At 62.0% G+C, this 26368-nt stretch carries 26 protein-coding genes and 1 tRNA gene; 6 read left to right on the forward strand and 21 right to left on the reverse strand.

Annotation, left to right across the window (positions count from 1 at the left end; translation table 11 throughout):
• Nucleotides 1-3 precede the first annotated feature (3 nt).
• Nucleotides 4-558, forward strand: coding sequence for a peptidylprolyl isomerase (locus OEG79_RS15110; RefSeq protein WP_264145795.1), 555 nt, complete (start codon nt 4-6; stop codon nt 556-558).
• A 107-nt stretch (nt 559-665) separates the two neighbouring features.
• On the opposite strand, the gene fpr is transcribed toward OEG79_RS15110, so the two are convergent.
• A complete protein-coding gene (gene fpr / locus OEG79_RS15115; protein ID WP_264145796.1) occupies nt 666-1445 on the reverse strand; it encodes a ferredoxin-NADP reductase in 780 nt (259 codons plus the stop codon).
• Between the two features lie 113 nt (nt 1446-1558).
• On the opposite strand from fpr, the gene OEG79_RS15120 reads away from it, so the two are divergent.
• The gene (locus OEG79_RS15120; RefSeq protein WP_264145797.1) at nt 1559-2485 is read left to right on the forward strand and encodes a LysR family transcriptional regulator; all 927 of its coding nucleotides are present in this window, start codon (nt 1559-1561) and stop codon (nt 2483-2485) included.
• A 181-nt stretch (nt 2486-2666) separates the two neighbouring features.
• Here OEG79_RS15120 and erdR read toward each other — a convergent pair whose 3' ends face one another.
• Nucleotides 2667-3317: a response regulator transcription factor ErdR gene (gene erdR, locus OEG79_RS15125; RefSeq protein WP_264145798.1), complete on the reverse strand. Its 651-nt coding sequence runs from the start codon at nt 3315-3317 to the stop codon at nt 2667-2669.
• A 203-nt stretch (nt 3318-3520) separates the two neighbouring features.
• Here erdR and OEG79_RS15130 point away from each other — a divergent pair, with 203 nt between their 5' ends.
• The gene (locus OEG79_RS15130; RefSeq protein WP_264145799.1) at nt 3521-4447 is read left to right on the forward strand and encodes a DMT family transporter; all 927 of its coding nucleotides are present in this window, start codon (nt 3521-3523) and stop codon (nt 4445-4447) included.
• Here the strand turns inward: OEG79_RS15130 and OEG79_RS15135 are convergent.
• Both OEG79_RS15135 and OEG79_RS15140 read right to left on the reverse strand, forming a co-directional pair.
• The gene (locus OEG79_RS15135; protein ID WP_264145800.1) at nt 4407-5129 is read right to left on the reverse strand and encodes a tRNA-uridine aminocarboxypropyltransferase; all 723 of its coding nucleotides are present in this window, start codon (nt 5127-5129) and stop codon (nt 4407-4409) included. The genes OEG79_RS15130 and OEG79_RS15135 overlap by 41 nt on opposite strands.
• Nucleotides 5130-5187: 58 nt before the next feature.
• Complete coding sequence (locus OEG79_RS15140) at nt 5188-6885, reverse strand: OmpP1/FadL family transporter (protein WP_264145801.1); 1698 nt, start codon at nt 6883-6885, stop codon at nt 5188-5190.
• Nucleotides 6886-7174: 289 nt separating this feature from the next.
• Here OEG79_RS15140 and OEG79_RS15145 point away from each other — a divergent pair, with 289 nt between their 5' ends.
• On the forward strand, nt 7175-7576 hold the full coding sequence (locus OEG79_RS15145; protein ID WP_264145802.1) for a quorum-sensing-regulated virulence factor family protein: 402 nt from the start codon (nt 7175-7177) through the stop codon (nt 7574-7576).
• A gap of 171 nt (nt 7577-7747) precedes the next feature.
• Here the strand turns inward: OEG79_RS15145 and OEG79_RS15150 are convergent, their stop codons facing one another.
• A complete protein-coding gene (locus OEG79_RS15150) occupies nt 7748-10150 on the reverse strand; it encodes a xylulose 5-phosphate 3-epimerase (protein WP_264145803.1) in 2403 nt (800 codons plus the stop codon).
• Between the two features lie 125 nt (nt 10151-10275).
• Between OEG79_RS15150 and OEG79_RS15155 the strand changes: the two genes are divergently transcribed.
• Nucleotides 10276-11679, forward strand: a complete 1404-nt coding sequence (locus tag OEG79_RS15155) for an MBL fold metallo-hydrolase RNA specificity domain-containing protein (RefSeq protein WP_264145804.1) — start codon at nt 10276-10278, stop codon at nt 11677-11679.
• 131 nt (nt 11680-11810) lie between these two features.
• Nucleotides 11811-12884 carry a TIGR00730 family Rossman fold protein gene (locus tag OEG79_RS15160; protein WP_264145805.1) on the forward strand — a complete coding sequence of 358 codons (1074 nt, stop codon included), beginning with the start codon at nt 11811-11813 and terminating at the stop codon, nt 12882-12884.
• 57 nt (nt 12885-12941) lie between these two features.
• Here OEG79_RS15160 and nadA read toward each other — a convergent pair whose 3' ends face one another.
• The 16 genes from nadA to aspS form a co-directional block, all read right to left on the reverse strand.
• On the reverse strand, nt 12942-14000 hold the full coding sequence (gene nadA / locus OEG79_RS15165; RefSeq protein ID WP_264145806.1) for a quinolinate synthase NadA: 1059 nt from the start codon (nt 13998-14000) through the stop codon (nt 12942-12944).
• Nucleotides 14001-14137: 137 nt separating this feature from the next.
• Nucleotides 14138-14213 (reverse strand) — tRNA-Lys (locus OEG79_RS15170).
• Between the two features lie 58 nt (nt 14214-14271).
• Nucleotides 14272-14946, reverse strand: coding sequence for a 7-cyano-7-deazaguanine synthase QueC (queC, locus tag OEG79_RS15175; protein WP_264145807.1), 675 nt, complete (start codon nt 14944-14946; stop codon nt 14272-14274).
• 2 nt (nt 14947-14948) lie between these two features.
• A complete protein-coding gene (gene queE / locus OEG79_RS15180) occupies nt 14949-15596 on the reverse strand; it encodes a 7-carboxy-7-deazaguanine synthase QueE (RefSeq protein ID WP_264148731.1) in 648 nt (215 codons plus the stop codon).
• 213 nt (nt 15597-15809) lie between these two features.
• Nucleotides 15810-16622 carry a tol-pal system protein YbgF gene (gene ybgF / locus OEG79_RS15185; RefSeq protein ID WP_264145808.1) on the reverse strand — a complete coding sequence of 271 codons (813 nt, stop codon included), beginning with the start codon at nt 16620-16622 and terminating at the stop codon, nt 15810-15812.
• Nucleotides 16623-16628: 6 nt separating this feature from the next.
• Nucleotides 16629-17126 carry a peptidoglycan-associated lipoprotein Pal gene (pal, locus tag OEG79_RS15190; protein ID WP_017677952.1) on the reverse strand — a complete coding sequence of 166 codons (498 nt, stop codon included), beginning with the start codon at nt 17124-17126 and terminating at the stop codon, nt 16629-16631.
• Nucleotides 17127-17182: 56 nt separating this feature from the next.
• Nucleotides 17183-18481 carry a Tol-Pal system beta propeller repeat protein TolB gene (gene tolB, locus OEG79_RS15195; RefSeq protein ID WP_264145809.1) on the reverse strand — a complete coding sequence of 433 codons (1299 nt, stop codon included), beginning with the start codon at nt 18479-18481 and terminating at the stop codon, nt 17183-17185.
• A 5-nt stretch (nt 18482-18486) separates the two neighbouring features.
• Nucleotides 18487-19428 carry a cell envelope integrity protein TolA gene (gene tolA / locus OEG79_RS15200; protein ID WP_264148732.1) on the reverse strand — a complete coding sequence of 314 codons (942 nt, stop codon included), beginning with the start codon at nt 19426-19428 and terminating at the stop codon, nt 18487-18489.
• Complete coding sequence (gene tolR, locus OEG79_RS15205) at nt 19425-19877, reverse strand: protein TolR (RefSeq protein WP_264145810.1); 453 nt, start codon at nt 19875-19877, stop codon at nt 19425-19427. Before tolR ends, tolA begins: the two co-directional genes overlap by 4 nt.
• 27 nt (nt 19878-19904) lie before the next feature.
• A complete protein-coding gene (gene tolQ / locus OEG79_RS15210; protein ID WP_264145811.1) occupies nt 19905-20600 on the reverse strand; it encodes a protein TolQ in 696 nt (231 codons plus the stop codon).
• A gap of 2 nt (nt 20601-20602) precedes the next feature.
• Nucleotides 20603-21055 carry a tol-pal system-associated acyl-CoA thioesterase gene (gene ybgC / locus OEG79_RS15215; protein ID WP_264145812.1) on the reverse strand — a complete coding sequence of 151 codons (453 nt, stop codon included), beginning with the start codon at nt 21053-21055 and terminating at the stop codon, nt 20603-20605.
• Nucleotides 21056-21108: 53 nt separating this feature from the next.
• Entirely contained in the window at nt 21109-22161 is a 1053-nt protein-coding gene (ruvB, locus tag OEG79_RS15220) for a Holliday junction branch migration DNA helicase RuvB (protein ID WP_264145813.1), read from the reverse strand.
• 156 nt (nt 22162-22317) lie between these two features.
• On the reverse strand, nt 22318-22923 hold the full coding sequence (ruvA, locus tag OEG79_RS15225) for a Holliday junction branch migration protein RuvA (RefSeq protein ID WP_264145814.1): 606 nt from the start codon (nt 22921-22923) through the stop codon (nt 22318-22320).
• 21 nt (nt 22924-22944) lie between these two features.
• Nucleotides 22945-23469, reverse strand: coding sequence for a crossover junction endodeoxyribonuclease RuvC (ruvC, locus tag OEG79_RS15230; protein WP_179590322.1), 525 nt, complete (start codon nt 23467-23469; stop codon nt 22945-22947).
• Nucleotides 23470-23618: 149 nt separating this feature from the next.
• Entirely contained in the window at nt 23619-24368 is a 750-nt protein-coding gene (locus tag OEG79_RS15235; RefSeq protein WP_264145815.1) for a YebC/PmpR family DNA-binding transcriptional regulator, read from the reverse strand.
• A gap of 96 nt (nt 24369-24464) precedes the next feature.
• Nucleotides 24465-26240 (reverse strand): aspartate--tRNA ligase, encoded by a 1776-nt coding sequence (gene aspS / locus OEG79_RS15240; RefSeq protein ID WP_264145816.1) that lies wholly within the window; start codon nt 26238-26240, stop codon nt 24465-24467.
• Nucleotides 26241-26368 lie beyond the last annotated feature (128 nt).

A 26368-nucleotide genomic window follows, 5' to 3' on the forward strand; every position in this document is an offset into this window, starting at 1 on the left:
ATCATGCTCAAGCAACTCGTTCTCGCCACCGGCGCCCTGCTGCTTTCGTCCAGCCTGCTGGCCGCAGAAAATCCCAAGGTGCTGCTGACCACCAGCCAGGGGGAAATCGAAGTGGAGCTGGCTGCCGACAAGGCGCCAATCAGCACACAGAACTTTCTCAAGTACGTCGACAGCGGCTTCTACAACGGCACCCAGTTCCATCGGGTGATTCCGGGCTTCATGATCCAGGGCGGCGGTTTCGATGCCGACATGCGCCAGAAGGACACCGACGCGCCAATCAAGAACGAAGCCGACAACGGCCTGCACAACGTGCGCGGCACCCTGGCCATGGCGCGTACCCAGGTACGCGATTCGGCCACCAGCCAGTTCTTCATCAACCACAAGGACAATTCCTTCCTCGACCACGGCTCGCGCGACTTCGGCTATGCCGTATTCGGCAAGGTGACCCGCGGCATGGACGTGGTGGACAAGATCGCCCAGGTACCTACCAGCAACCGTGGCATGCACCAGAATGTTCCCCGCGAGCCGGTGCTGATCATCGACGCCAAGCGCCTGTAAAACGCGGAGGAAATTCGGGGATACCCCGGATTGCTTCCGGTTACGATGCGTGAATCGCCTGAAACGACAAAGCCGCCCGTTGGGCGGCTTTGTCGTTGAACACAGGCTTATTTTTCCACGAAGGCACGCTCGATCAGATAGTCCCCCGGCTCACGCATGCGCGGGGAAATCTTCAGGCCAAAGCTGTCGAGCACCTGGCTGGTCTCGTCGAGCATGCTCGGACTGCCGCAGATCATGGCGCGGTCATCCTGCGGATTGATCGGCGGCAGGCCGATATCGGCGAACAGCTTGCCACTGCGCATCAGGTCGGTCAGGCGGCCCTGATTCTCGAACGGCTCGCGGGTGACCGTCGGGTAGTAGATCAGCTTGCTCTTCAACGCGTCGCCGAAGAATTCGTTCTGCGGCAGGTGCTCGGTGATGAACTCGCGATAGGCGACTTCGTTCACGTAGCGCACGCCGTGCACCAGAATCACCTTCTCGAAGCGCTCGTAGGTTTCCGGATCCTGAATCACGCTCATGAAGGGCGCCAGGCCAGTACCGGTGGACAGCAGGTACAGATGCTTGCCGGGGTTGAGGTCATCGAGCACCAGGGTGCCGGTGGGCTTCTTGCTGATGATGATCTCGTCGCCTTCCTTCAGATGCTGCAGCTGCGAAGTCAGCGGACCGTCCGGCACCTTGATGCTGAAGAACTCCAGATGCTCTTCCCAGTTCGGGCTGGCGATGGAATAGGCGCGCATCAGCGGGCGGCCGTTGTCCTGCTGCAGGCCGATCATCACGAACTGACCATTCTCGAAGCGCAGCCCCGGGTCGCGGGTGCACTTGAAGCTGAACAGCGTATCGTTCCAGTGGTGGACGCTGAGCACGCGCTCGACGTTCATATTGCTCATGATGACTTCCTCGAAAAACTTCGGCGCCGAGGGCGCGATTGCGCGGCATTCTATTCGCGGCAACAATATCTGTTAAGCGGATTATCAAGATATAGGTTATCGGTTATATAGATATGCGATTCACTCTGAGACAACTTCAGGTGTTCGTGGCCGTGGCTCAACATGAGAGTGTCTCGCGCGCGGCGCAATCACTCGCATTGTCGCAGTCGGCCACCAGTACCTCGCTGGCCGAACTGGAGCGACAGTCCGACTGCCAGTTGTTCGACCGCGCCGGCAAACGCCTGGCACTCAACGCCCTGGGCCGGCAATTGCTGCCCGAAGCGGTGGCGCTGATCGATCAGGCACGCGAGATCGAACGCCTGCTGGGCGGCAAGAGCGGTTATGGCTCGCTGAACGTCGGGGCCACCCTGACCGTGGGTAACTATCTGGCCACGCTGCTGATTGGCGGCTTCATGCAGCGCCACCCCGAATGCCGGGTAAAGCTGCAGGTGCACAACACGGCCCATGTGGTGCAGCAGATCGCGCATTACGAACTGGATCTGGGCCTGATCGAAGGTGACTGCCAGCACCCGGATATCGAAGTGCATCCCTGGGTCGAGGATGAACTGGTGGTGTTCTGTGCACCGCAGCATCCGCTGGCCCGGCGCGGCAGTGCCAGCCTGGAGGAACTGACCCACGAAGCCTGGATTCTGCGCGAACAGGGCTCGGGCACACGGCTGACCTTCGATCAGGCCATGCGCCATCATCCGCGCAATCTCAACATCCGTCTGGAGCTGGAACACACCGAAGCGATCAAACGCGCCGTGGAGTCCGGGCTGGGTATCGGCTGCATTTCACGCCTGGCGCTGCGCGACGCCTTCCGCCGTGGCAGCCTGATGCCGGTGGAAACCCCGGAGCTGGACCTGCGCCGGCAGTTCTACTTCATCTGGCACACGCAGAAGTATCAGACGGCAGCGATGCGCGAGTTTCTCGAGCAGTGCCGCGCGCTGACCGCCGGAGTCGACCGCAGCGATCAGATCGTCCTGCCGCCGATCGTCTGAGCCTCACTGAAATGCCGCAGGCCAGCGAGCAAGCCAATAGCTGGTGTCGTTGAGAGAGATCGCGAGCAGGAAGGATGCAAGCGAAACAGGTGAAGCTGCAGAGTTCACTGACTGCATATGAGCGAGCCGAGCCTGCTTTAGACGCAGCAGCACCAGGACGAAGCAGATCGCAGACAGATTCTCACTGCGCCGGGATCGACTCCATCTGCTGCAACAGCAGGGCCGCCTGCGTGCGGGTGCGTACACCCAGCTTGCGGAAAATCGCCGTGACATGCGCCTTGACCGTCGCTTCCGAGACGCTCAGCTCGTATGCGATCTGCTTGTTCAGCAGACCTTCACAGACCATGGTCAATACGCGGAACTGTTGCGGCGTCAGGCTGGCGAGACCGGCGCCGGCGGCCTTGGCCTCTTCGGATACCGGCGCACTGTCTTCGGCCAGTGGCGGCCACCAGGTATCGCCATCGAGTACCTGACGCACGGCTTGCTGCAAGGTTTCCAGCGGGCTGGACTTGGGAATGAAACCGCTGGCACCGAACTCACGGGAGCGGTTGACCACGGAAGCCTCTTCCTGAGCGGAGATCATCACCACCGGAATCTGCGGATACTGACCGCGCAGCAGCACCAGGCCGGAAAAACCGTAGGCGCCCGGCATGTTCAGATCGAGCAGGACCAGATCCCAGTCGCTCTTCGCGGCCAGATGGCCTTCGAGTTCGGCAATGCTGGCAGCTTCCACCAGACGGACTTCAGGGCCCAGCCCCAGGGTCAATGCTTGCTGCAGCGCGCTGCGAAACAGCGGGTGATCGTCGGCAATCAGGATTTCATAGGCGGCCATTGGCAGATCCTGTTCTTGTTATGAGTAGCACCGAGACAAGTATGGCAGTGCTTTTCGCCTGAAGACCCGCTCAAGCCTGTTCATTCGATATCACAGACTCCCCACTCGGCCCAACGGCGGCGCTCAGCATGCCGAGCTGGGACGGGGTGGTCAAGCTCAATGCTTTGCGGCAGGATGCGCAGCTTTCCTGTCGAGACATCCGAATGCGAAGCCAAGCCCTGCGCGCCGACCTGTTGATGCTGATTACCGCAATGATCTGGGGTAGCGCCTTCGTTGCCCAGCGCCTGGGCATGGATAACATCGGCCCCTTCCTCTATACCGGCTTGCGTTTTGCTCTCGCCTGCCTGGCCCTGCTGCCGGTACTGGCCCTGCTGCAGCGTCGCCAGCAACGCCCCGCCGTACCGCTGAACCGCAACCTGCTGATCGGCGGCGTGGTCATGGGCCTGGCGCTGTCGCTGGGCATCAACCTGCAGCAGGTGGGCCTGCTGTTCACCACGGTGACCAACTCCGGGTTCATCACCGGGCTGTATGTGATTGTAGTGCCGATTCTCGGCCTGCTGATTGGTCAGCGCAGCAGCGCAGGCATCTGGCTGGGTGCCAGCCTGGCAGTGGTCGGCATGTTCCTGCTCAGCGTCGGGGAAGGCTTCACCGTGGCGTCCGGCGACTGGCTGCAACTGGCAGGCGCCTTTGTCTGGGGTATTCATGTGTTGCTGGTGGGTTTCTTCGCCAGCCGCCACGACCCGCTGCGCCTGGCCTTCATCCAGTTCGCCACCTGCGCAGTGATCAGCCTGCTGCTGGCGGCCGTTTTCGAAACCACGACGCTGGACGGCGTCATTGCCGCCGCCCCGGCCATTCTCTATGGCGGCCTGTTCGGCGTAGCGGTCGGTTTTACCCTGCAGGTGGTGGCGCAGCGGCATGCCATTGCCTCCCACGCGGCGATCATCCTCTCGCTGGAGGCGGTGTTCGCCGCCATTGCCGGCGCCCTGCTGCTGGGCGAAGTGCTGGCGCTGCGCGGTTATCTGGGTTGCGCACTGATGTTCGGCGGCATGCTGCTGGCTCAGTTGTGGCCCAAGCCCTTGCCTGCCGAACTCAGCGATACGCCTGCAGACGCTGGTGCAGAGCGTCGTTGAGGTCCAGAGGCAGGCGCCGTTTGGCCGCCAGATAGTGCTGGCTGAAAGCGTCCAGATAGTCATCCAGCGCTTCGCCGGCGCGCAGATCGCCGGCCAGCTCGAGACACATGGCAGCCACTTCGGCGGTGCACAGGTGCTCACCGCGGGTGGAACGACGCAGGCGATAGCGTGACAGTTGCGCAGGCGTCAGGCTGAGCACCGGCAGGCCGTCCAGATAGGGACTCTTGCGAAACATCTTGCGCGCCTCGGTCCAGGTGGCATCGAGCAGTACGAACAAGGGCCGCTTGCCCGGCGCCAGCCGCACCTCCTCCACCACGCGCTGCGGCGCCACATACTCGCCGGGAAAGACCAGATAAGGCTGCCACTGCGGATCGGACAGCAGTTCCAGCAGCGCCGGATCGACGGCGGTACGCGACCACCCGAAGGCGTGGGTTTCAGGCACCACATCAGCGATCAGCCAACCGGTATTGCTCGGTTTCAGCGCCTCGATATCGTGCATCACCAGGCACATGCCGGCACTGGCCTGCACCTGCGGACGCCAGGCACACAGGCAATGGGTCGGCTGTACCCGGCAATGCGGGCAGCGCTCGGCACGCGAACCGCGGGCGATGAAGGGTTTGACGCTGCGCGCCAGGCGTTCTGCGCGCAAACGGGCGACGGCATGTGGAGCTGGATGGGTCATGGCGGGGGCAACTGCGAACGGGGGCGGGATTCTACCACCCGTTCGCAGCCCGGACGGGTCAGAACGTGTGGTTCAATGCCAGACCGATGAAGTGGATGCGGGTGTTGTACTCCCCGGTGTAATTGCCACCGTTACCGGTGCAACGCTCGCCACTGTCCTGGTACATGCCGCCAGATCCGGGCACCCAGCCGGCCGGGGAGCAGCCATCGCGGTAGTCCATTTTGCCGCTGGAGAACTGCACGAAGCTGTAGGCGAAGTCCAGCGAGGTGTCGCGCGTCACCTTGTAGTTGGCGCCGAAGGACAGCCAGTAGCGATCCGCATCAGGGAAGGCCGGATGGCGCAACTGCGCCGAGTTGACCGGCGAGCGGTCGTAGGCCACGCCGGTACGCAGCAGCAGATCATCGCTGTACTGGTAGTTCATGCCCAGAGAGATTTTGTAGCTGTCCTTCCAGTCCTGTTTGACGGTCAGGTCGCCCTCGGTCACCCCATTGAAATAGGGATAGCCGGCGACCTGGTCGATACCGATGCGCACCTCGTCGAGCCGTGAATGACGAGTGAAGGTCAGATCCGCCATCAATGCCACCTTGTCGTTGAGCTGGTGGAAGGCATTGAAGGAGAGCATTTCCGGGGTATCGATGGCGGTCTTGCCCTTGGATTTGGGGTGCAGACGTGTGGCCGCGAACTCACCCGGGTTGACCCAGTTGCTCTCGTCGAACAGCTCCTGCAGGGCATCGGTCGGCGGAACGTAGATGTCCACGATGGGGATGGTGATACCGCCCTCGAGCGAAGTGTCCGGTGAAGGAACGCCGCCCTGCACACCGGCGAAACTCCATTTCGTCTCGCCCTCCATGGTATGGCGAATATTGGAGCGATAGGACACGCCAAAGCGCGTCGATTCGGTCGGCTCCCACATGTAGCCAATGTTCCAGCCGAACCCCCAATCGTCGCCCTTGACCCGGAAATAGCCGTCGCCCTGAACGTTGTCGGCGAAGTTGCCGGCGACGCAGTCGACAAAGCCGTCCCTGTCCGCGATGCCGCCGCAGGAGGTGATTTCTTCCGGTACCGGCACACCGGCGATGCCCCCCACGATAGGCCCGAGAATGGGGTCCGCGGCATTGCGGGTACTGTCGTAGTTGGCATCGACGAACTGCCCGGCCAGCTGCCGCGACGCACCTTTGACATCGGCCGCACCACGCTGCACCGACTTGATGTACTGCGCCGACACACCGAAGCCGATGCTGTGATGTTCGTTGAAGCGAAAGGCAATGCTCGGATTGAAGGTCACGGTCTCCAGGCTCGCCGACTGGATGCCGTAGCGCCCGGCCCAGTCCTCCTTGTAGTCGAGCTTGGCGCCGAACGGGGTGAAGATGCCCAGGCCAATCGTCACCCGGTCATTGATCTCGTGGGAGAAGTAGAAGTTGGGGGCGGCAGCAACATCGGGCAGAAACTCGCCCGCATCCCCCGAGACAGGGTTGCCGAATGCGTCACGACTCCCCTTGTCCTCGTAATCGCCATCCGGCAGCAGAATGCTCAGTCCGGACGTTACCTGTGTACCCTTGAGCCGAGTCAGGCCAGCCGGGTTGTAGAAAATGGTCGAAGGATCGGCCGCCTCGGCACCGTTGGCATGGGCCGATCCCTGCGCCGCCACCGATTGCGAACCAAAGTGATAACCGGATGCCTGCACCTGCGCGACGGGCAAAACCAGTAGACTGCCGACCATCACGCGTGATGGCCAGCGCCGAAAGAGCATTGTCATTGTTATTCTCCTGCACGCTGCTTGGACACCGCGCAACCCGGCGATCACCTGCAGACTTCCGTCAGGTCTTCACTTCGCTGGCAATATGGGCTGCGACGGCGGCTCAATACGTATGACGTGCAGGTTTGCTCGACGATCCCCGGCCTTTGGTCGTGGTGACGAATGAAGGCAAAAGGCCGCCATGTCCCCATCGGTAACACTTTGTTTCACGCGAGCAAAAGGCCATCGCCACGAACATTCTCTGCCAGCTTCTGTCCAACCCTCGTTCACGCTTTCAGGAGTCCCCCACATGCTGCGTTACATCCTCCCCGCTCTCGCGCTCGGCCTGTTGCTTCCCACTGCCCAGGCAGCGTCGCTGAAGGAGATGGAGCTGACCCGCACCCTGGAGCAGGTCGCCCGACAGAGCAGCGAAGGCACGCCGCGAGCGATCAACGAGGACATCCTCGATCAGGGCTACACGGTGGAAGGTCACACGCTGATCAACCACCTCAGCGTACGGGAGGCGCACGCCGCAAAAATGCGCGGCAACCCCGACACCGTGCGCACCCAACTGGCTGCCAGCGTCTGCCGCAACCCGGGCTATCGCAGCCTGCTGGCTAAAGGCGCGCAACTGCGTTACCAGTTCAGCGAATACCGCAGCAATCGCCCAGTGACCGTCGAGGTCTTTGACAAGAGCGACTGCGGCCTCTGATCAGAAGCCGACGTCAGACCCGCTACGCGCCATCGGCGCTACTGAACGCGCAAGCCTGCATGCAGTCGGAACGTCGCCCCGTGGGGCGCCGCACGGCTCTCCCCCTGATTCGCCTGCCTTCCACAGCATGCGAGACAGGCCCGTTTCGAGCCTCCGCAATCAACTTGCGCTTCAGCGCAGAATGCGCGGATCCCCCGTGCCGGCCAGCGCCGCCCGTTCCTCGGCCGTCAGCCAGGCATCGGCCGATACGCCAAGCACCTCGGCGACACTCTGCAGCACATGTGCCCATGTGCTGCCGTTGGTGAATAGCATTCCGGCCTCGTCGAACGTGCCGCCACGATTGCGGTAACCCAGCGCACGACAGGTCACCCCCTCGCCCAGTACCGTGGACAGATGCCCCCGGGCTACCTCAGGACGCATGTGACTGAGCAGTACGCGCCTCCGGTACGCAGCGGGGAACAGCGCCTCATGCTCGGCAGCCGTAGCCAGAGACGGCGCCTCCCAGGGATCACGCGGCGCACGAAAACGTCCTGGTTCCTGCAGATAAATCAGGCGCCAGGCCACCGCATGCTGACTCAGACGGGCAGCGGCACGGCGCATCTCGTGCAGTTGATAACTGCCGCTGGCGATCAGCAGCACCGGCTCACCCTCGCCCTCGGCAGCCACCAGCAAGGCGCCCTCACGAGCCAGCTGCTGCGCCTGTTCGGCGGTGAAGCTGCAGGGCTGCTCACGCTTGGCGACCACCAGACAGGCCAGTCGGCCGCGCTCCTGGTAGATGCCAGGCAACAGGGCCAGTAGTGAATTGTGATCGGCCGGCAACAGCACGCGCATGACGTCATGCATCTCTCCCAGCAGGGCCTCGCAGAAGGTAGTGTCCTGGTGCGATTGCTGGTTCTTGCCGTTCTCCCAGGTGTGCGAAGTCGCCACCAGTGGCCAACCCAGCCAGCCTGCCGGGCGCCCTGCTTCTTTCTGCTGGCGGGCGAAGATCAGGGTCTGGCGCACGGCGCCGAGCATCTTCACGCAGAAAGCCTCATAGCTGGCCACCAGATTCAGGCCACCCTGATTGGCCAGACAGGCCGATACCACCGCCTCCTCGTTGAGCGCGGTGATCACCGCCCCGTGCACCGCCTCCAGCTCGCTCTCCGGCTCGCTGACTCGATGCTTGAGCGCCTTCAGCACACCACTCAGACGGTTGCTGGCCAGTTCATCCGGGTTGCCCACACGGGGACGCAACTGCGGATTGGCCTGCACCAGGTCGACGAAGTAACGGTCCAGCGCACTCATCGGCGAGCAGGCCTGGTCATGAAAGTGCAGCGCCGGCTGCACCGGCAGCGCAGGCTCGCGTCGGGCCAGGACATTGTCACGCTCGGGGGCACGTCCGGTTCGTGCGGCAAACAACCGGCAGGCTTCGGTCAGGGCCTGTGGCTCGACCCACAGGGCGGCTGCATGCTGGTTGAACAGCTTGCGTGCATGGGTGTCGTGCGCCGGGCTGGCTGGTAGCGGCAAATTGTGCGCGGCATTGCTGCCGGCGCCGTAGAAACCATAGCCCTTGATGGTTTCGGCAATGCCGTAGGGCATGGGCAAGGGATAGCTGATCAACTCATCGTGCAGCTCACTCACCCGATGCGACAGGCGCTGCTCCATCTCCCACAGAGCACAGACGAAAGCGGCAGGGTCGCGCCCGTCGAAACGCACAGGATCGAAGCCGCAACCACGCAAGTGCCGGCAAAAGCCTTCCAGTCCCTCCAGAGTGCCCAGTTCGGTTCGCTGCTCGATACGCCGCCCGTTGGCGATCATCACCGGCAGCGCCACGCCACAATCCTCGGCACGCCACCAGCGTGGCATCCAGTCACTGCCACGCTGCTCCTCGGCGGCGCCGTCGGACAGGAAGGCCACCAGCTTCTCGCCCGGCAACGGCAGATGCGCATACTGCAGTTCGGCGAAGCCCAGATACCCCCCCTCGGCAATACCGCCGGCGGTGTGCGGGTTGACGTGGCTGCCCAGTGGCACACCAGGGCTGCCGTCCGCCGCCTGGGCGTAGCTGTAGAAGTCTGCCGCCAGGCGGCTCATGCCTGCTTCATCGCACGCATAACGAGCGGCCTGCTCCGGATGCTGGTTGCCGGTCAGCAGATTCAGAGCCTCGATCGCGGCGACGCAGTGCCCCTGCCCCATCAACCAGCCCCGAGTTTCACCTGTCAGAGCATTGAGGGCCAGGTAACCGGCGTAGGCAGGCACCATGTTCAACGCGCCACCGGTGTGGCCCTCCGGCACCAGCTTGAAGTCATCGGCCTGCAATGGCTGACCATCGAGCCGTACACGCCGGGCATAAGTCATGTGCACCACCAGCCAGAGTCCGGCCGCTGTCAGCGAATCCAGCGCGCGAAACAGCCGATAGACACTGGGCAGATCCGCCTGCAAACCACTCTGTACCAACTGATGAGCGAGGCGATAGACCGCAGCACTGGTCTGCGGGCTATGTTGGATAGGCCCATGACCCGCTTGCCAGCTGGCGAAATCGGGATACTGTCGGGCATGCTGAGCCAGAGTCGCGGCATCGGGCAGTAGCTGAGGCATGAGTCTTCTCCTTTGTGTTCACCCCCAGTTTAGGCACGGGGAGCCATGCATCGACTGACCTGCATCAAACCACGCGGCGCTCCAACGCGGCAAACTCGTTCCATCACCAAAACAAGGATAGAACCATGGCCCTGCTCACTTTTATCGGTGCAATCCAGCAAGTCACCGGCTCCTGCTATCTGATCGAGAGCCGCGATGGCGCCAGGGTTCTGCTCGAATGCGGCATGCACCAGGGACGTCGCCAGGAGGAGGACCAGAACCGCATCGCCTTCCCCTTCGACCCACGCAGCTTGGATGCAGTGGTGATTTCCCACGCCCACCTCGACCACAGCGGGCTGCTGCCCCGGTTGGTCGCTGAAGGTTATCGCGGCCCGATCCACGCCACCGAGGCGAGCTGCGAACTGCTCGAACTGATGCTGCTGGATGCCGCCTTCCTGCAGGAGAAGGACGCCGAGTGGGAAAACCGCTGGCGCGCGCGCCAGGGCAAACCGGCGATCAGTCCGCTGTACACGATTGCCGATACCGAACAGGCACTCAGCCAGCGCCGCGCCCACCCCTATGGTGCTCAGTTCGAGGCGGCCAAGGGCGTGCAGGTGACCTTCCACAATGCCGGTCATATCCTTGGCTCGGCCATCGTCGAGATGCAGGTGGAAGACCACCACCTGCATCGCCATCTGGTGTTCTCCGGAGATCTGGGCAATACCTGCTCGCCGCTGATGCAGGCACCCACGCAGTTGAACAAGGCCGATGTGTTGTTGATGGAGTCGACCTATGGCGACCGCGACCATCGCGCCAGCGACGAGACTCTGGAAGAACTGGCCGACATCCTGCAGCAGGCCCATCGTGATGGCGGCAACGTGCTGATTCCGTCCTTCGCCGTCGGCCGCACACAGGATCTGATCTACTACCTCGGCCGCTTCTACCAGGAAGGCCGTCTGCCGCAACAGGCGGTGTTTCTCGACAGCCCCATGGCCATCCGCGCCAACGCCATCTACAGCCGCTTTCATGATCAGTTCGCGGCAGGAGATCGCGCCGCGCTGGCGGCAAAGGGCGTGAAACGCGTCGAGGACTGGTTGCCGATCCTGCGCTGCACGCCGACAGCCGAAGACTCGATGGCGATCAACCGGATCAAGAGCGGGGCGATCATCATCGCGGGCGCCGGCATGTGCAATGGCGGGCGTATCGTCCATCATTTCAAGCACAACCTCTGGCGCGAGGACTGTCATGTGGTGTTCCCCGGCTTCCAGGCCAAGGGGACCCTGGGCCGGCTGATCGTCGACGGCGCCGATACGGTCAAGGTGCTGCACCAGCGCATCGCCGTGAAAGCCAAGATACATACGCTGGGCGGCTTTTCCGCGCATGCCGGGCAGACCCAGCTGCTCGACTGGGCCAGCCAGTTCGAACATCACCCGGAGCTGCATCTGGTCCACGGCGAACTGGAAAAGATGCAGGCGCTGCAACAGGTCTTGCATGAACGCCTGAACTGGATCGCCAACATCCCCGAGCCCGGCGAGCAGATCGCTCTGTAATCTGCACTGACAACGAAGTGGCAACGAAACGGCAGCCTGTCTGTGGCAAGCTGCCGGGCACTCCATAATCAGGGAACCGGCCCAGGTGGAACGCCTCGCGCCAGCCACCGGCCAAGAAGAGGAGAGTTTCCATGCCCTTTGAATCGGACGACTACCTGTCGCGCCACGTGCAGACCAGCGAGGTCGACCTCAGCAGCAAGGTGGACGAACTGGTGGCACTGGCCGCCCCGAGCAGCAGTCCCAACCTGTCGCTGTACCGCGAAATGCTCAGCACCGTGATCCATATGGCTCAGGCGGATCGCAACCGCTGGGACGCCAAGATCATGATGCAGACGCTGCGCGAGATGGAGCATGCCTTTGGCGTGCTGGAGCAGCTCAAGCGTCGGCGCAAGGTCACGGTATTCGGCTCGGCACGCACACCGGCCGATCACCCCCTCTACCAGCAGGCCCGCGAGCTCGGTGCACTCCTGGCGCACCGCGACCTGATGGTGGTCACCGGTGCCGGTGGCGGCATCATGGCGGCCGCGCATGAAGGCGCCGGCGTGGAAAACAGCCTGGGGTTCAATATCACCCTACCCTTCGAGCAAGCCGCCAATGCGACGATGCGTGGCAGTCATCACCTGCTGTCGTTTCACTTCTTCTTCCTGCGCAAGCTGTTCTTCGTCAAGGAGGCCGACGGCCTGGTGCTCTGCCCCGGAGGTTTCGGCACACTCGATGAAGCCATGGAAGTGCTGACGCTGATCCAGACCGGCAAAAGCCCGCTGGTGCCCGTGGTGCTGCTCGATCAACCGGGCGGCAGCTACTGGGAAGATGCGCTGGGGTTCATCCGCCGCCAGCTCGGCGATAACGGCTATATCCTGCCCACCGACCTGAACCTGATGCATCTGGTCTACAGCGCCGAAGAGGCCGTGGACGAAATCGCCCGCTTCTATCGCAACTTCCACTCCAGCCGCTGGCTCAAGGATCGCTTCGTGATCCGTCTCAACCATCCGCTTAACGAGGCGGCGATGGCCAAACTGCACGCTGACTTCGCCATGCTGTGCAAGGAAGGCGGTTTTACCCAGCAGCCTCATTGCGAGCAGGAGTATGACGAGCCGGAGCTCTGCGACCTCACGCGCCTGGCCTTCACCTTCAACGGACGTGACTATGGTCGCCTGCGCGCATTGCTCAATGTGGTCAATGACCCGGATAACTGGGCGGCCTGAGCCGGACCATGAAAAGCAAGAAGCCCGGCATGTGCCGGGCTTTTTGCTACTGGCTGATCAGGCGTTACCTGCGACTTTCATCCGCGCCGCCTGGGTGAAGTCGAGCATGCGCTTGAGCGGCTTGATCGCCTTGGGAATCAGCGCCGGGTCGACATGAATCTCACCGGAACCCTCGCGCAGCCCGGTCAGCACGCGCTCGAGGGTATTCATCGCCATCCACGGGCAGTGTGCGCAGCTGCGGCAGGCAGCCCCATTGCCGGCAGTCGGTGCCTCGATGAAGGTCTTGTCCGGGCACAGCTGCTGCATCTTGTAGAAGATGCCGCGGTCGGTAGCGACGATGAAGGTGGAGTTCGGCAGAGTCTGCGCGGCCTTGATCAGCTGGCTGGTGGAGCCCACCGCATCGGCCAGTTCCACCACGCTTTGTGGCGATTCCGGGTGTACCAGGATGGCGGCATCCGGATACAGCGCCTTCATGTCCAGCAACTGCTTGGACTTGAACTCCTCGTGGACGATGCAGGCGCCATCCCAGAGCAGCATGTCGGCGCCGGTTTCGCGCTGGATGTAGTTGCCCAGATGCTTGTCCGGCGCCCAGATGATGGTCTCGCCGTTGTCCATCAGGCTCTCGACGATTTCCAGCGCGCAACTGGAGGTCACCACCCAGTCGGCTCGCGCCTTCACCGCAGCCGAGGTATTGGCGTAAACCACCACGGTACGCTCAGGGTGCTGATCGCAGAAGGCCGAGAATTCATCCACCGGGCAGCCAAGATCCAGCGAGCAGGTGGCCTCCAGCGTCGGCATCAGCACGCGTTTTTCCGGGTTGAGGATCTTCGCTGTCTCGCCCATGAAGCGGACCCCTGCCACCACTACGGTCTGCGCCGGGTGCTGATTGCCGAAGCGGGCCATTTCCAGGGAGTCGGAAACGCAACCTCCGGTTTCCTCGGCCAGCGCCTGGATGACCGGATCGCAGTAATAGTGCGCCACCAGCACTGCATTCTGCTTCTTCAACTCGGCTGCGATCTCGCGGCGATAGAAAGCCTCTTCCTCGGCAGTCAGCGGCTTGGGCTGCTTGGCATCGAGATGAGCCTGGACAAGAAGGCGTTCGGAAATCTGCGTCATATCATCCAACCTGCGGCGCTCTTGAGCGAGCTGGGAGTATACCCCCTGGTTTACCCATCGCCACAGGCGGGCAACAGCAGCCAGAGGACTTTTCCGAGAGCAAAAAAAAGCCAGTCTCACGACTGGCTTTTGCGATCTGGTGGGTCGTGTAGGATTCGAACCTACGACCAATTGGTTAAAAGCCAACTGCTCTACCAACTGAGCTAACGACCCAACGCGAGGCGCATGATACTGATTTAATTCAGGAAATCAACACTTCGCGAAAACTTTTTCAAAAGTAGCGAGTTGCATCGGGCACACCCGCAGCGACGAAACCGGCAGCGCGCAGACGGCAACTGTCGCACCTGCCACAGGCGCGACCGTCATCGTCGGCCTGGTAACAGGAAACGGTCAGCGCGTAATCAACACCCAGGCGCACCCCGGCCTGGATGATTTCGCCCTTGCTCATCCACTGCAGCGGCGCCCGGATGCTAAAGCCCTGCCCTTGCACACCCGCCCGGGTCGCCAGGTTGGCCATGCGCTCGAAAGCCTCGACGAACTCGGGGCGGCAGTCGGGATAACCCGAGTAATCCACCGCGTTGACGCCGATGAAAATATCACGCGCCTCGAGCACCTCAGCCCAGCCCAGTGCAAGCGACAGGAACACCGTATTGCGCGCCGGCACGTAGGTGGAGGGAATCCCTTCGGAAGGCGCCTCGGGCACGGCGATACTGCTATCGGTCAGCGCCGAACCACCGATGCCGTTGAGGTTCAGCCCGATCACCTTGTGCTCGACCACGCCCAATTGTCGTGCGATGCGCTCTGCTGCCTGCAACTCGGCGCGATGCCGCTGCCCGTAGTCGAAACTCATACTGTAGCAGGCGTAGCCCTCGGCCCTGGCCATGGCCACCACGGTGGCCGAATCCAGCCCGCCGGAAAGAAGGATTACCGCTTTCTTGTCGTTCATGATCAGTGTCCCGGTTCGTCGTTCCAGAGAATCTTGTGAAGCTGCAGTTGCAGGCGTACCGGCAGGTTGTCCGCGACTATCCAGTCGGCCAGCGCGCGTGCATCCAGCTGCTGGTGGCTGGGCGAGAACAGCACCTCGCCGACCCGGGACGCCAGGTCATGCTCTATCAGCTTGGAGACCGCCCAGTCGTAGTCCTCGCGTGAGCAGATGACGAACTTGACCTGATCGTTGCGCGTCAGCCAGCGGAGGTTCTCGTAGCGGTTGCGCTGCACTTCGTCCGAACCTGGTGTCTTCAGATCGAGCACCTTGCTGACTCTGGGATCGACCATCGAGACGTCGAGTGCCCCACTGGTTTCCAGCGACACTTCGTAGCCGGCGTCGCACAGACGCGTCAGCAGAGCGATGCAGTTGGGTTGAGCCAGCGGCTCTCCGCCGGTCACACAGACGTATCCTGGCCGGTAGGCCGCCACCTGTTGAAGGATGGTGTCCAGGGTGACGATGTCGCCGCCACTGAAGGCGTAGGCGGTGTCACAGTACTGACAGCGCAGGGGGCAGCCGGTCAGGCGCACGAATACCGTCGGCAGGCCGGCGGTACGCGTTTCCCCCTGCAACGAGAAGAAGAGCTCGGTGATGCGCAGGGTTTCTAGCATGGTAGCCACGGGCGTGATGACGAAACAGGTCATCCGCCTCCGTTGCGTTGATAGACAGGAATACAGGCCGGGCCTGCATTCGGCAAATCGTCCCGGCGAAGACATCAGCCGAGCTGAAACCCCGCCGTAGACGACCGGCATTCTAATGGACAAAGCAGAATCACAGACAATAAAAAACCCGCGACAAGCGCGGGCTCTTCGATAGCGGCGTACTTACAGGCGCTGCAGGTCGCGCTGGGCCAGTTGCGCAGCCGAGCTGCCCGGATACTGGGCGATCACCTGTTGCAGGATACCGCGCGCCTTGTCGTTGTGCCCCAGACGGCGCTCGACATCGGCCAGCTTGAACAGCGAATCCGGCACCTTGGCATGACTCGGATAGGCCTGACTGACCTTGGCGAAGGCCTGGCCGGCCGCCTGCAGATCACCCTTGGCCAGATTCACCTCACCCAGCCAGTACTGAGCGTTTCCGGCGTACTGGCTGTTGGGGTAACGATTGAGAAAGGCGGTGAACGCCTGCGATGCCTTGTCGAAGTCCTTGGCCTTGATCAGGTCGAAGGCGGCATCGTAGTAGAGTTTTTCCTTGGCCGGGTCACCCGGCTCGGCGCTGCTCTGCTGCTGTGCGGCAGGTGGCGTCGGGGTGCCGTTGGCGTTTACCGCGCCATCGGCTAAATTCTGTGCGGAAGCTCCGCCGGCAGCAGCGCCGGACGAAAGGCGTTGATCCAGATCCTGGTAACGCTCCAGGCCTTCCTGCTTGAGGCGCTGGATTTCATTCTGCTGTTCTTCGAGCATGCCGCGCAGCTGCGCAATTTCCTGCTGCATCTGCTCGAGCTGGTTGAACAGCATGCCCTGCGCAGAAGCAGGTGCTTGCGCACCCGCTCCGGCGTAGGCGCCGGCCGTACCATATCCCGCCGGTGGATAGCTGCTGCCCTGTTGCATGGAGCTGCTTTCCAGTACGGGAACCTCCGCCACTGCCGCAAGCGGCAGGGCGAGTGTCAGAAGGGTCAGGATACGGCGGCAATCACGCATGGCAGCTTACTTACGCAGCTCTACGCGACGGTTCTGAGCCCAGGACTGCTCGTCGTTGCCAGTAGCAACCGGACGCTCTTCGCCGTAGGAAACCAGTTCCAGCTGAGCCGGGGAAACGCCCTGCAGAACCAGGTAGCGTTGAACGGCCTTGGCACGACGCTCGCCCAGAGCCATGTTGTACTCGCGGGTACCGCGCTCGTCAGCGTGGCCTTCCAGAACGACGCGAGCGCCGTTGCCTTTCAGGTCCTTGGCGTGTACGTCCAGAGCGCGCATGGCTTCGGCCTTCAGGTCGGAGCTGTCGTACTCGAAGTAGAAAGTGGTGATAGCGCGCAGAGCCGCTTCTTCGCTCAGGCTGCCATCAACAGCGCCAGTGTCGGCACCGTAGCCTGCGTTCGGGTCAACAGCACCTTCGCCAGCAGCGTCGCCGCCTTTGGAGGAGCAACCTACAGCAACGGCGAGAGCCAGGGATAGTGCAGCGAACTTACCGAATTTCAGCATTTCCATCATGTAACTCCTAAAGAACCCCAGTTGTGTTAAAGCATAGAAGGTGAAGCACCGCATCAGTTCAGGTAAGGGGACCAAGAAGGCTCTCGAACTTCGCCTTGAGCGGTAGGAAGAGGGAGCCTCACACGTCCGTTCGTGGACGCTAACATCAAGACTCCCCGGCCCTGCTGGCGGGTGGCGTAGATTAGCATGGTGCCATTGGGCGCAACAGTGGGCGACTCATCCAAACTTGTGTCTGAAAGTATGCGCAAACGGTTGGTTTCCAGGTCCTGTGCCGCCACCTTGAACACGGTAAAGCCATCCTGGCGATGGATCATCACCAGGGTCTTTTCATCAGCTGACAATTTCGGGTTGGCGTTGTAGTTACCGACGAAGGTCACTCGCTCCACTGCCCCGCTATTGATGTTGGTCTTGTAGATCTGCGGTTTGCCCGCGCGATCCGACGTGAAGTAAAGGGTCTGACCATCCTTGCCCCAGAAGGGTTCTGTATCGATGGCATAGTGATTGGTGACACGGCGCATCTGCCGGCTGCCCATGTCCATCACGTAGATTTCCGGATTGCCGTCACGCGACAGCACGAAGGCCAGGCGATTGCCGTCCGGCGACCAGGCCGGTGCGCCGTTGAGGCCTTCGAAATTGGTGATCTGTTCGCGGCGACCGGTATCGATGTGCTGCACGAAGATACGCGGACGACGCTGCTCGAAGGACACATAGGCAATGCGACGGCCATCGGGCGCGAAGGACGGCGACAGGATCGGCTCACGCGACTGCAGCAAGGTCACAGCACGGGCACCGTCGTAGTCGGAGCGCTGCAGGGTGTAGCGGGTGTTGTTGGCCCCCATGCGCTCGGCAGTGACGTAGAGCAGTCGCGTGGAAAACGCGCCCTTGACGCCGGTGAGCTTCTCGAACGACTGGTCGGCGATATGGTGGGCCATGTCACGCAGTTGATCGGTGCCACCACCGACGTTACCGGTCATCACCTGCTGTTCGGTGCTGACGTTGAACAGTGCGTACTGCACCTGCAGGCGGCCACCGTTGGGCACGATGTTGCCGACCAGCACGTACTGGGCGCCGAGGGCCTTCCAGTCGCGGTAGATGACTTCGCTGGCCTGAGTCGGCAGGCTGATCATGTTCTGCCGCGGAATCGGCTCGAAATAGCCGGAGTTGCGCAGGTCGTTGCCGATGATCTGCGACATGTCCTCGGGCAATACCGAACCGCCCTGCCAGCCGAAAGGCACCACTGCGATAGGCGTGGCGCGGTCGGCGCCTTGGGAAATCACCAGCGGATCGGCCGCCTGGACGCTACCGACCAGCATGACCAGCCCCAGCAGGGCGATACGAATCAGGTTGTTCACAGAGCTCAATCCTCCGGTTTGAAAATCACGCGGCGCTGCCTGTACAGACGATCGAAGGTAGCGCGATCCAATTGTTGCATCTCGGGAATACGCCCGACGTTACGCACAGCGGCAACTGCGGAACTGTCGAACGGCGCATCGCCACTAGAGCGCGATACGCTGGCGTTGGTCACGGTGCCGTCGGGCAGCATCTGAATCAGCAGTTCGACACTCATGCCTCGACGCGCCGACATCGGTCGCTGCCAGTTCTCGGTGATCAGCTTGATGATCAGATCGTCGAGGTTGCCGGCAACCTGGTCACCATGGGTTTCAGCCAGCGCCTGCTGGTTCTGCACATTGTCCGAAAGCAGATCGGCCAACGCTGCAGCCTTCTGATCTTCGGCAGCCTTGCGTCGGGCCTCCTCCGCCTTGCGTTTGGCGTCCTCGGCAGCTTTCTTTTTCGCGGCCTCGGCAGCAGCAGCCTTCTTCTTGGCCTCTTCCGCCGCTTTCTTCTTGGCGTCCTCGGCGGCTTTCTTCTTCGCCTCTTCCTCGGCACGCTTCTTGGCAATATCAGCCTGACGCTTCTGCTCGGCCGCCTTCTCGGCCTCGGCCTTCTTCGCCGCTTCGGCCTTTCGAGCCTCCTCAGCCTTCTTTTGTTCCTCGGCTTTCTTGGCCGCAGCGACCTTCTGCTCCTCGGCCTTCTTCTGCTCCAGACGCTCGGTCTCGAATTGCGGAGCGGAAGTCTTCTGGGCTTCCCCGGCAATCTTCTGGGTGGTCTGAGTGGTGGCCTGACTCTGCGACTGCAATTGGTACAGCGTAGCCTGTACCACCGGACGCGCCGGCGGCAGTTCCGGAGTGAAGGCGAAGCTGACGAACAGCATGGCGAACATCAGGACGTGCAGACCCACGGCCCAGACGATGGGCCAGAAGTAGCTTTCCGACTGCGAACGCTCGGTTTGCTGCATCAGGGAGCCTCGGTAATCAATCCGACATTGCCGACGTCGGCCTGCTGCAGGCCTCCCATGGCCGCCATCACGGTGCCATAGTCCACCGACTTGTCGCCGCGCACGAACACCTGCACCTTCTTACCCTGACGACGGTTCTCGGCGATGATCGCCGTTACTGCCTGAGTCATCTGCTCCAGCGTGGAGGCACGCTCCTGCTCGGTGTCCACGTCGACCTCGCTACCCATGTTCCAGTAGTAGGTCTTGTCGGCCTTGATGGAGATGGTCAGCACCTGGGCGTCGTTGTCCTGCGGCAGCGCTTCGCTGCTGACCTTGGGCAGGTCGACCTTGACGCCCTGATTGAGCATGGGCGCGGTAACCATGAAGATGACCAGCAGCACCAGCATCACGTCGATGTAGGGCACCACGTTCATCTCGGCGACCGGTTTGCGTCTGTTGCGAATTCTCGCCATGGCTAGAACCTATCCTGTGCGCGCGTCTTAGTCTTCCGAGGTGTGCACCTTGCGGTGCAGGATGGCCTGGAACTCGTCGGCGAAGGTGTAGTAGCGGCCGATCAGCATTTCGCCGCGGGCAGAGAAGCGGTTGTAGGCGATGACCGCCGGAATCGCGGCGAACAGACCGATGGCGGTGGCGATCAGCGCTTCGGCGATACCCGGGGCCACGGTGGCCAGGGTAGCCTGCTGAACCTGGGCCAGACCGCGGAAGGAGTTCATGATGCCCCATACGGTGCCGAACAGACCGATATACGGGCTGGTGGAGCCTACGGTGGCCAGGAAAGGCAGCGCGGTTTCCAGCTTCTCTTCCTCGCGCGAGATGGCTACGCGCATGGCACGCGCCACGCCGTCCATCACCGCATCCGGGTCGACCCCCTGCTGCTGGCGCAGGCGGGAGAATTCCTTGAAGCCGGCACGGAAGATCTGCTCCAGGCCGGAGTCCGGATCAGGATTGCTGCCAGCCTGACGATACAGCTTGGACAGATCGATACCGGACCAGAAACGATCCTCGAAGTTGTCCAGCGCACGCTTGGAGGCGCGCAGGGCATTGCTGCGCTGGAAGATCATCACCCAGGAAATGACCGAAGCGGCCACCAGGGTCAGCATCACCAGTTGAACCACCAGACTGGCGTTACTGATCAGACTCCACATCGACATATGGTCAACGGCGTTAGCTTCCACGCTTACTCTCCTGCTGCAATTAAACCCGGTGCCTGCGTCCCGGCGAACGCGTGTCGCAGGGTTTCGGGTATGGCCCGGGGTTTCAAGTTGTCGGCGCGCACACAGGCCACCAGGAACCGCCCCTCGCAGAGCAGCACATCATCCGCAGCCCGCCTGACCTGTTGACGAAAACGCAGGCTGGCACGGTTCAATTCGATCACATCGGCGCTGATCAGCAGTTCGTCATCCAGTCGTGCCGGCGCGTGGTAACGCGCTTCGGCCGAATGCACAACGAACAACAGGCCCTCACCGGCAAGCGTCGACTGGGCATAACCCAGTTCGCGCAGGCGCTCGGTGCGAGCCCGCTCCATGAATTTGAGATAGTTGACGTAGTAGACGATGCCGCCCGCATCGGTGTCTTCGTAATAGACTCGGCAATGGTGGCTGAACGGCAGGACTCCGTTTTGCGCGCGCATACTCTAGACCCCGGCCTGTCGCTTGCCAATCCGGCCCGGCAACAATTTTTTCGTCATTCGTCACCTGCACTGAAAAGGTCGCCACCGGGTTGCTCACCGGAGCGCTTGGGAATATTCAGCCCGAAGTGCAGATAGGCATGTCGGGTGACCACGCGTCCGCGCGGCGTGCGCATCATGTATCCCTGCTGAATCAGATAGGGTTCGAGTACATCCTCGATGGTATGGCGCTCTTCACCAATGGCTGCGGCAAGACTGTCCAGGCCCACCGGCCCGCCGTCGAACTTCTCGATCATGGCCAGCAGTAGACGTCGGTCTGAGTGGTCGAAGCCACGTTCGTCGACATCCAGCAGGTTCAGCGCCTGATCGGCAATCGACTGGGAAATATCGCCAGTACCGCGCACTTCGGCAAAATCGCGCACGCGGCGCAGCAGGCGGTTGGCGATACGAGGCGTACCACGCGCACGACGGGCGATTTCGTAAGCGCCCTTAGCTTCGATGGGCAGGCCGAGAATCCCGGCGGAACGCGAGACAATGGTAGCCAGATCATCGATGCCGTAGAACTCCAGGCGCTGGACGATACCGAAGCGGTCACGCAAGGGGTTGGTCAGCATGCCCGCACGCGTTGTGGCGCCAACCAGGGTGAATGGCGGCAGATCCAGCTTGATCGAGCGCGCGGCCGGCCCTTCGCCGATCATGATGTCGAGCTGGAAGTCTTCCATGGCCGGATACAGCACTTCTTCGACCACTGGCGAAAGACGATGAATTTCATCGATGAACAGCACATCGCCACTTTCCAGGTTGGTCAGCAGCGCGGCCAGATCTCCCGGTCGCTCGAGGACCGGACCGGACGTGCTCTTGATCGAGCTGCCCATTTCCTCGGCGATGATATTGGCCAGCGTGGTCTTGCCCAGGCCGGGCGGGCCGAAGATCAACGTATGGTCGAGCGCTTCCGCCCTGCCCCGTGCTGCCTGGATGAACAGTGCCATCTGCTCGCGCACCACGGGCTGACCGATGTAGTCGGCCAGGCGCAACGGGCGAATGGCTCTGTCCTGCTGTTCTTCGCGCTCACGCGGGCTGGCGGTAATCAGGCGATCGGCTTCGATCATCGCAATACTTCCATCGACAAGGTGTTGAAGAACGTCAGCGAGGCAGCCGAGGCTAGGCAAAAACAGGCGAGAAAGCGGAGTTTACGAGTGTAAATGAGCATTTTGAGCCTGTTTTTTACAACGCATCGGCAACGCAGGTAGTTATTCAACACCTTGTCACGCCATGCCGCGCAACGCGCGACGAATTAAATCTTCACTGCTCAAACCATCCTCCTTGACGGCGGCAACGGCTCGGCTGGCCTCCTGCGGCTTGTACCCGAGGGAGATCAACGCACTGACGGCGTCATTCTCCGCGCTTGAGACTGCCTGAGCCAGTTGAGGTTCAACCACCAGGGGAGCAATGGACGGTATCGACTCCCAGGCCTTGAAGCGATCCTTGAGCTCGACCAACAGACGCTCGGCGGTTTTCTTGCCTACACCCGGCACCTTGACCAGCGCGGCGGTGTCCTGCGCCTGCACGCAACGCACCAGCTCATCGACCTCCAGCCCGGACATCAGCGCCAGCGCCAGCTTGGGCCCGACGCCATTGAGACGAATCAGCTCACGGAACAGCTCACGCTCACGCTTTTCGAAGAAGCCGTAGAGCAGATGCGCATCCTCACGCACCACCAGGTGAGCGTGCAGGGTTACCGGCTCACCCACCGCCGGCAGACGATAAAGGGTCGTCATCGGTACTTCCAGCTCATAACCGACGCCATTCACATCCAGAAGCAAATGCGGCGGCTGCTTCTCCGCCAGGGTGCCGCGCAAACGTCCGATCACCGCAGTGTTCCTTTGATCCGATTACAAACGAAGACGGCCGCCGCGACGCTTGGCGCCGGCCAGTCCATGAGGAATGAGACTCTGCCGATGGTGGGCATGGCACAACGCGATACCGAGCGCGTCAGAGGCGTCGATCTGTGGCTTCTGCACCAGTTTGAGCAGGTGCATGACCATCATCTGTACCTGCTGCTTGTCCGCTGCACCGGTGCCGACCACCGCCTGCTTGACCTGGGTGGCGGTGTACTCGCTCACCTCAAGCCCCGCCTCCACCGCCGCGACTATGGCCGCACCACGGGCCTGTCCGAGCTTGAGGGCGGAGTCGGCGTTACGCGCCATGAACACCTGCTCGATGCCCATGGTCACCGGGCCATAAGTGCGAATCACCTCGCTGACGCCGCGAAAGACGATCTGCAGACGCTCGGCCAGCGGTCCGTTGCCGGTACGAATGCAGCCGGAGGCCACATACTCGCAGCCACGACCGGTGTCACGCACCACACCGTAGCCGGTGATGCGCGAGCCGGGGTCGATTCCTAGGATCAGGGTCATATCGGCAACTGTCTATTTATCCAGTTGGCGAGTATACGGGGCGCCCTCTGCGGCGTCATCCGCCACCGCTCGCCCTGAAGAAAAAAGCCGGAAGCGCCATGCAGCACTTCCGGCCCTGTCCATATCTGGAACCAGCTCAGGCCTGAGTATCAGCTCAGCTGCTCCATGATCTCATCAGCCACTTCGGCGTTGTGATAGACGTTCTGCACATCGTCGAGGTCTTCGAGCATGTCGATCAGCTTGAAGACCTTTTGCGCGGTCTCCAGATCGGTGATCGGCGCACTGATCGAGGGAATCATGGCGATCTCCGCCTCCTCCCCCTTGAAGCCGGCAGCACTCAGCGCCTCGTTGACGGCATGGAACTCGGTGAAGCTGGTCGACACCAGGGCCGAGCCGTCTTCGCCCATTTCCACGTCATCGGCACCGGCCTCCAGTGCCGCTTCCATCAACGCGTCCTCATCGACACCCGGGGCGAAGCTGATCTGCCCCTTGCGATCGAACATGTAGGCGACCGAACCATCGGTACCGAGGTTGCCGCCGCACTTGGTGAAGGCATGACGCACTTCGGCTGCGGTACGGTTGCGGTTGTCGGTCATTACTTCAACGATGATCGCCACGCCACTCGGTGCGTAGCCCTCGTAGCTGAACTCGACGACGTTGTCGGCTTCGTTGTTGCCGGCACCACGGGCGATGGCGCGATCGATCACCTCGCGTGACATGTTGTTGGTCAGCGCCTTGTCCACTGCCAGGCGCAGACGCGGGTTGTCCGCCGGAACCGGGCCGCCATGCTTGGCGGCAACCGTCAGCTCGCGAATCAGCTTGGTGAAGATCTTGCCCCGCTTGGCGTCCTGACGCCCCTTGCGGTGCTTGATATTGGCCCATTTGGAATGACCAGCCATAACTCACTCCATCTTTTCCACATAAAATTGCAGGGGGGCCACGAACCGGCGCCCCCATAACGAAGAAGCCTGGAAAACCAGGCTTCTTGTACAGGCTTATTCGGCCTTGGGTTGCTCGCGCAGGCGAATGTGCAGCTCGCGCAGCGACTTGCCATCCACCACCCCTGGCGCCTGGGTCATGACGCAGGCCGCGCTCTGGGTCTTCGGGAAGGCGATCACTTCGCGGATCGACTGCGCACCGGTCATCAGCATCACCAGGCGATCCAGGCCGAAGGCCAGGCCACCATGGGGCGGCGCACCGTACTTCAGCGCGTCGAGCAGGAAGCCGAACTTCTCCTGCTGCTCATCTTCGCTGATGCCGAGCACGCGGAACACGGTCTGCTGCATGGCCTTGTCATGGATACGGATAGAACCGCCACCCAGCTCGGTGCCGTTGAGCACCATGTCGTAGGCACGCGACAGCGCAGCGGCCGGATTGGCTTCCAGCTCCTCGGGGGTGCACTTCGGCGAGGTGAACGGGTGGTGCATGGCGGTCAGGCTGCCATCGTCGTTCTCTTCGAACATCGGGAAGTCGACGACCCACAGCGGTGCCCACTCGCAGGTAAGCAGGTTCAGGTCATGACCCAGCTTGATGCGCAGCGCGCCCAGAGCCTCGCTGACGATCTTGGCCTTGTCGGCGCCGAAGAACACGATGTCGCCATCGACCGCACCGACGCGGTCGAGGATGACGTTGATATTGTCCAGCGGGATGTTCTTGACGATGGGCGACTGCAGACCTTCGACACCGGCAGCGCGCTCGTTGACCTTGATGTAGGCCAGACCCTTGGCACCGTAGATGCCGACGAACTTGGTGTAGTCGTCGATCTGCTTGCGCGGCATGCTCGCCCCGCCCGGTACGCGCAGCGCGGTGACACGGCATTTCGGGTCGTTGGCGGGACCGGCAAAGACCTTGAATTCGACGTCCTTGAGCTGATCCTCGACGTCCACCAGCTCCAGCGGAATACGCAGGTCCGGCTTGTCCGAACCGAAGCGGCGCATGGCTTCGGCCAGCGTCATGTGCGGCAGCTCGCCGAACTCGACGCCTAGGACTTCCTTGAACAGGTTGCGCACCATGGTCTCGGTGATGTCCATGATGTCTTTTTCATCGAGGAAGCTGGTCTCGATGTCGATCTGGGTGAATTCCGGCTGACGGTCGGCACGCAGGTCCTCGTCGCGGAAGCACTTGGCAATCTGGTAGTAGCGGTCGATGCCGGCCACCATCAGCAGCTGCTTGAACAGCTGCGGCGATTGCGGCAGGGCGAAGAAGCTGCCGGCGTGGGTACGGCTCGGCACCAGGTAGTCGCGCGCGCCTTCCGGAGTGGCACGGGTCAGGATCGGCGTCTCGACGTCGAGGAAGCCATTGTCGTCCAGGTAACGGCGGATGCTCGAAGTGATGCGCGAACGCAGCTTGAGCTTCTCGGCCATTTCCGGGCGACGCAGGTCGATGAAGCGGTAGCGCAGGCGGGTTTCCTCGCCAACGTCAGTGTACTCGTTGAGCGGGAACGGCGGGGTTTCCGCTTCGTTGAGCACATCCAGCTCATAGCCCAGCACTTCGATGGCACCGGACGCCATGTTCGGATTGACCGCACCGGCCGGACGCAGGCGCACCTTGCCGGTAATCTTCACCACGTATTCGCTGCGCACGCGGTCAGCCTTGGCGAAGGTATCGGCGCGATCCGGGTCGAACACCACCTGGGCCAGGCCTTCACGATCACGGATATCGAGGAAGATCACCCCGCCATGGTCGCGACGACGGTGCACCCAGCCGCAAAGGGTAATTTCCTGGCCATCCAGGCTCTCGTTCAGTTGGCCGCAATAGTGGCTGCGCATCATGATCGTGTTTCGCTTCTCTAAGGTCTTGGATAGGTCAGGCAGCCCCCAACGCCCTGGGCAGGAGCCACACCGCGGCAGACGTCCAACCGCACGCCGCGCTTCGATAAAGAGCGGGATTATATAGCGTA

Source organism: Pseudomonas sp. Z8(2022) (genome assembly GCF_025837155.1).
Taxonomy (GTDB): Bacteria; Pseudomonadota; Gammaproteobacteria; order Pseudomonadales; family Pseudomonadaceae; genus Aquipseudomonas.